The organism is Phaeovulum sp. (assembly GCF_041596715.1).
Lineage (GTDB): Bacteria > Pseudomonadota > Alphaproteobacteria > Rhodobacterales > Rhodobacteraceae > UBA6213.
Genome location: NZ_JBFHIA010000209.1, coordinates 1 through 5,451 on the forward strand (window position 1 = coordinate 1; position 5,451 = coordinate 5,451).

Sequence of the window (5,451 nt, forward strand, 5' to 3'; positions counted from 1 at the left end):
CCCACCGAAAGCGCAACCCCCGCCGAAATCCCCGCCTCTACCCCAACACCAAGCGTGATTAGAATGGTTGCCGCAACCGCGATGAAATCGGCCCGCGCATAGGCCCAGGCGCGCTTCAGAATCGTCAGATCAACCAGCGATAGCACCGCCACGATGATCGTTGCGGCCAGAGTGGCGGTGGGCAGATAGTGCAAAAAGGGCGTAAGCAACAGCGCCGCCAGCGCCAGCCCAACGGCGGTAAAGGCCCCAGCCGCAGGGGTTTCAGCCCCCGCGTCAAAATTGACGACCGAGCGGGCAAAGCCGCCGGTCACTGGAAAGCCACCCGAAAAGGCAGCCCCCAGATTGGCCGCGCCAAGCCCGATCAGCTCTTGATCCGGGTTGATGCGCTGGCGCTTCTTGGCAGCAAGCGTTTGCGCCACCGAGATCGATTCGACAAAACCCACGACCGAGATCAGCACGGCAGGCAGCAGCAGCGCCGACACAAGCTCGGGTGCAAACGAGGGCAGTGTAAAGGGCGGCAGGCCCTGCGGCACCGCACCCACGATTTGCACCCCGCGCGCCTCTAACCCAAGCGCCCAGACCGCAATGATGCTGGCAAATACCGCGACCACTGGCCCCGCACGCGCGGCCCGCTCTGCCGCAAGCGCGCCCATGCCCAGCCTGCGCAGCGCCGGTTTCAGGCGTTTGCGCGCCCAGAACAGAAAGCCCGTCGCGGCAAGCCCTATGACAAGCGTGTAGGGGTTGGTCGAGGGAAGCGCGCGCCAGAGCGCGGCAAGCATTTCCGGCAAGGTATCGCCGCCCGCGCTTACCCCAAGAATATGGCGTAACTGGCTTGTGGCAATCAGTATTCCGCTAGCCGTGATGAATCCAGAAATCACCGGATGCGACAGGAAATTGGCCAGAAACCCCAGCCGCAACACGCCCATGGCCAGCAGCATCGCCCCCGAAAGGCCCGCCAACGTCAGCGCCGCCGTTGCATAGCCCGCAGTGCCCTGCGTGGCCACCGCGCCAAGGCTGGCCGCCGTCATCAGCGATACCACCGCCACTGGCCCCACGGCCAGCGCGCGGCTGGTGCCGAACAGAGCATAAAACAAGATCGGCACGATCGAGGCGTAAAGCCCCGCTTCAGGCGGCAGGCCCGCCAGCATCGCATAAGCCAACGACTGCGGGATGAGCATGATCGTCACGATCATCGCCGCCGTCAGATCGCCAGATAGCGTCTGTTGCCCGTAGCCCCTGCCCCAGTCAAGCACCGGCAGATAGCGCGCAAACGACCGCATCTTCATACCCGCACCGCGCCCTGGGCTACATCAAAGCCCATTGACCGGCACCTTCAGCATCGGTCGCCCGTCTTTATCGGTGGGTATTTCGCCCGCGCGCATGTTGACCTGAAGCGAAGGAATGATCAGCCGCGGCATCGCCAGTGTTGCGTCACGCTCGGTGCGCAGCTTTACGAAAGCCTCTTTCGTGGTGCCGTGGCCGACGTGGATATTGTGCTCTTTTTCCGCGCCCACCGTGGTTTCCCACTGAATATCGCGCCCGTTTGGCCCGTAATCGTGGCACATGAACAGCCGCGTCGCATCGGGCAGGGTCAACAGCTTCTGGATGCTGTCATAAAGCGTCGCCGCATCGCCCCCCGGAAAGTCTGCCCGCGCCGAGCCGCCATCGGGCATGAACAGCGTATCGCCTACAAAGGCCGCATCACCCATCACATGCACCATGCAGGCGGGTGTGTGGCCGGGGGTAAAGATCGCTTGCGCCTGCATCTTGCCGATGTGGTAGGTATCGCCATCGCGAAACAGCTTGTCGAACTGGCTGCCATCGCGCTGAAACTCGGTGCCCTCGTTGAAGATCTTGCCGAACGTGTCCTGCACGACGAGGATGTTTTCACCGATGCCGATCTTGCCGCCCAGTTTTTGCTGGATGTACGGCGCGGCCGACAGGTGATCGGCGTGGACATGGGTTTCGATGATCCATTCGAGTTGCAAGCCGTGCTCGCGGATATAGGCGATCATCGCATCGGCGTGGGTATAGGTAATGCGCCCGGCGGCGTAGTCGATATCCATCACAGAATCGATCACCGCGCAGGAGGTCGAGGCGGGGTCTTTGACGACATAGCTGATGGTGTTGGTCGCGGGGTCGAAGAAGGCCTTGACCTCGGGCTTGACGGTCAGATCGACGAGATATTGCGTCATTGTCGGGCTCCTCAAAGTTCACTGCGCGCGGGGCGGCCTGTCAAAGCCAGATAGGCTGCGTATTGATATATTCAATATGGGGAATGTAATGTCCACCCCCCACCCAAGATGGACCCGCAGAGCAAAGATGCGCGATCACCAGTTCGTGTGATCGTCGAGATAACTTGTGCGCCGCGGATCTGACCGCGGTAACCGCGTTTAGCCAATAGAATAGTTGCAAGTGTTGTGGCATAGGTAAAATAATTAATCTTATCCGCATACTACCATGCGTACCTAAAGTGTAGGAAATGTGTTGAAGGGTGCGGTTGGGCCTTGGCATCGACTTGATACCAATCACAAACTGCCCCTAGATCGAAAATGATGCGACAGAATGTCTAATTTGACGCGGCGCAGTTAAAGCGCGTAGTCCAGTTCAAAGAAGAAGGTGTTTTGGTTCAAGCTTATGACGCGCAGCCACAGCATATCCAGAGGCCAAGATCGCCCGCGCAACCTTGCGCGGATGCTGGCTTTGCTGGCCATGCTGATGCAGATCTTGGTTTCCACCGCGCATATCGCGGGTGCTGCGCCAAGCCAAGCTGATGCCGAGCGGCTTGATCCGCGTTTCGCCTTTCTTGAAATCTGCACCGGTCATGGGATCGAGGTCCTCTCTCCCGCAAGCAACTCCAGCACGGCGGGTTCCTCTGCCTGTGCGGTTTGCACCAGTGCCTGTGTTTTCGGATTTGACCAACCGGTGCCCGCGGGCGGGGCTGTGCCGGCTGCGTTTACCGAGCTCGACCTTGAAGTGCCGTCCGCATTTGCACTTCATGCTTGGGTTCGTGCCCTCTCAGATGGACCTATCCGCGCTCCTCCGGCGCGCACCGTCTGACGGGTTTTCTGCCTTCATCTCGATCGTGTCACGCCAGCGCCAAATCTTTTGTCTCTGCGCTGACATCTCGGACAAGCCGGACACCCGTTGCAGTGCCGTGAACACCGGATGCCGGGCCCTTGGCCACGGTGACCGGGAAGCCAGATCCAGAGATGTCCCGGAGGGATTCCAAAATGAAACGTCGCGATTTTCTTCTCACCTCGTCGATAGGTGCCGCAGGTGTGCTTGCCGGAACTGCGGCACATGCGCAGATGGACATGCAAATGCCGATGAACCACGCGGCACCCGCAGCGTCGGAATACGGCCTCACGCTCAAACTTCGGGTTGATACGAACCCGCTTGAAAACGAGTTCGAGAAATACCCGACCTGCACCTACTGCGGCATGAACCGCATGCAGTTCAGCCATACCCGGCACCTGATCGTTTACGAAAACGACATGGTGGATGGCACCTGCTCGATCAAATGTGCGGCGGTCGGCTTGGCGCTCAACCTCGATTGGAGCCCCAAGGTCATCTATGCCGGCGACGCAGGCGATCCGGCCGAGGTGAAACCGGCAATCGACACCGCCGCAGCCTACTATGTCATTGACCCCGGCAAGATGGGGACGATGTCGCCGATCTCGAAATGGGCCTACAGCGACAAAGCCAAGGCAGAGGCTGCGGCCGCTGCGCCGGGCGCTGTGCTGACCGATTTCAACGGCGCGCTGCAAGCAGCCTACGACGGCATCATCGCTGACACCAACCGGACCCGTGCCAAACGCGCCGAAAAGCGCGCCGCGGCAATGAAGGGCTGATCCATTCGTTGACTTGGGCATGGCCGCGGCTGCGGCCTGCCCTCATCACTCAATCCATCTACTCGGAGAATACATCATGAAACGTCGCGATTTTCTTATCACCTCGTCGATCGGCGCTGTTGCCACGCTCGTTGCCAGTGGCGCACAGGGGCAAATGGCAATGCAGATGCCCTGGGAATGGACCAATGAAAACGGCCTCGCCCGCTTTCTGAAGGTCGATACCGACCCGCTGACCGAAGAGTTCTCCAAATACCCGCGCTGCCCGTATTGCGGCATGGTGCGGCAGGCCTTCAGCTTCAGCCGCCACCTGATCGTTTATGACGATGACGCGGTTGACGGTACCTGCTCGATCCGCTGCGCTTCGGTCAGCCTTGCGCTGAACCTCGACCGCAAGCCCAAGACGATCTACGCAGGCGACGCGGGTTCGGACGCCGAAGTGAAGCCGCTGGTCGATGTGGCGAACGCCACCTATGTGATCGACCCGAAACTCCCCGGCACGATGTCGCCGGTGTCGAAGTTCGCCTATGCCGACAAGGCCAAGGCCGAAGCTGCTGCTGCGGTTAATGGCGGCACCATGACCGATTTCGACGGCGCCCTGCGCGCGGCGTATATGAGCCTTGCAGACGACACCATGCGCACCCGTCAGATGCGTTCTGACAAGCGCGCGGCTGCGAAGAAGATGTAATCGGCACACCACGCCCGGCCGGCCCTGGCCATTGCTTGAAAAGCATCGGGGCCGGCCGTACTACCTCACACGCCCGGAACGGGCCGAAAATCGAGCTAGGACCCACCATGTGCACCTCTCACAACCACCGTCCCGATCGGCGCGCGCTTCTGACCGGGGTCTCGGCCCTCGCCGCCACATTCTGCGTCGGGCTTCCCGCGCTGCCCGCCTTTGCAGAGGCGCTGCCGGTTGATCTGCCCCCGCCCGGCCCTTCGGACACTTGCCCCGTCTGCGGCATGTTCGTGTACCGTTATACCGACTGGGTTGCGACGGTGGTCTTTCCCGACGGCAAGGCCTTCCACTTTGACGGTGGGAAGGACTTCTTCAAATATCTCAACAATGTGGGCAAATACACGCCCGGCCGCAGCCGCGAAGAGATCGTGGGCATGGGTGTGACCGATTATTACACCGTGCAACTCGTCGACCCGATCGAGGCGCTTTATGCGATCGGCTCGGACGTGCTGGGCCCGATGGGCCATGAGCTTGTGCCGCTGATGACCGAAGCCGACGCGACCGACTTCATGAAAGACCACGGCGGCAAACGCCTGCTGACCTACGCCGAAGTCGATGACATGGTGCTGAGCGGGCTAGACGCAGGTAAGTTCGAATGAGACTGCGCTCCGCCATTGCCTCGGCTCGTCCGACCACCCCTGCGTTCATCGCCATTGCGGTGTTCTCGGCCGGGCTGGGGCTGGCGGGGCTGCATGCCAAGCTAAGCGAGCCTGCCGAAAGCCTGCGTCTTGCGGCAAACGCAGAACTGGTTGGGCGGATCGGGCTGACCGATTTGGCGCTTTTCACCGAAGCACGCTACACGCGCCACCCCTCTATGGCCGACCTGCACACCGCGTTTCAGGATCATCCGGCTTCGTTCGA

At 61.0% G+C, this 5,451-nt stretch carries 7 protein-coding genes; 5 read left to right on the forward strand and 2 right to left on the reverse strand.

Features of this window, described 5'->3' with window-relative positions:
* Both ABY403_RS12890 and ABY403_RS12895 read right to left on the reverse strand, forming a co-directional pair.
* The coding region (locus tag ABY403_RS12890) for a SulP family inorganic anion transporter (protein ID WP_372841230.1) at positions 1-1,280 on the reverse strand (1,280 nt) is incomplete at its 3' end.
* 30 nt (positions 1,281-1,310) lie between these two features.
* Positions 1,311-2,195, reverse strand: a complete 885-nt coding sequence (locus ABY403_RS12895) for an MBL fold metallo-hydrolase (protein WP_372841231.1) — start codon at positions 2,193-2,195, stop codon at positions 1,311-1,313.
* A gap of 424 nt (positions 2,196-2,619) precedes the next feature.
* On the opposite strand from ABY403_RS12895, the gene ABY403_RS12900 reads away from it, so the two are divergent.
* From ABY403_RS12900 to ABY403_RS12920, 5 genes are all read left to right on the forward strand, one after another.
* The gene (locus ABY403_RS12900; protein WP_372841232.1) at positions 2,620-3,060 is read left to right on the forward strand and encodes a hypothetical protein; all 441 of its coding nucleotides are present in this window, start codon (positions 2,620-2,622) and stop codon (positions 3,058-3,060) included.
* Between the two features lie 173 nt (positions 3,061-3,233).
* On the forward strand, positions 3,234-3,854 hold the full coding sequence (locus ABY403_RS12905; protein ID WP_372841233.1) for a nitrous oxide reductase accessory protein NosL: 621 nt from the start codon (positions 3,234-3,236) through the stop codon (positions 3,852-3,854).
* A gap of 76 nt (positions 3,855-3,930) precedes the next feature.
* A complete protein-coding gene (locus ABY403_RS12910; protein ID WP_372841234.1) occupies positions 3,931-4,539 on the forward strand; it encodes a nitrous oxide reductase accessory protein NosL in 609 nt (202 codons plus the stop codon).
* A 107-nt stretch (positions 4,540-4,646) separates the two neighbouring features.
* Complete coding sequence (locus ABY403_RS12915) at positions 4,647-5,189, forward strand: nitrous oxide reductase accessory protein NosL (protein WP_372841235.1); 543 nt, start codon at positions 4,647-4,649, stop codon at positions 5,187-5,189.
* Positions 5,186-5,451: hypothetical protein (locus ABY403_RS12920; RefSeq protein WP_372841236.1), on the forward strand; the 266-nt coding region annotated here is incomplete at its 3' end. The genes ABY403_RS12915 and ABY403_RS12920, both read left to right, overlap by 4 nt.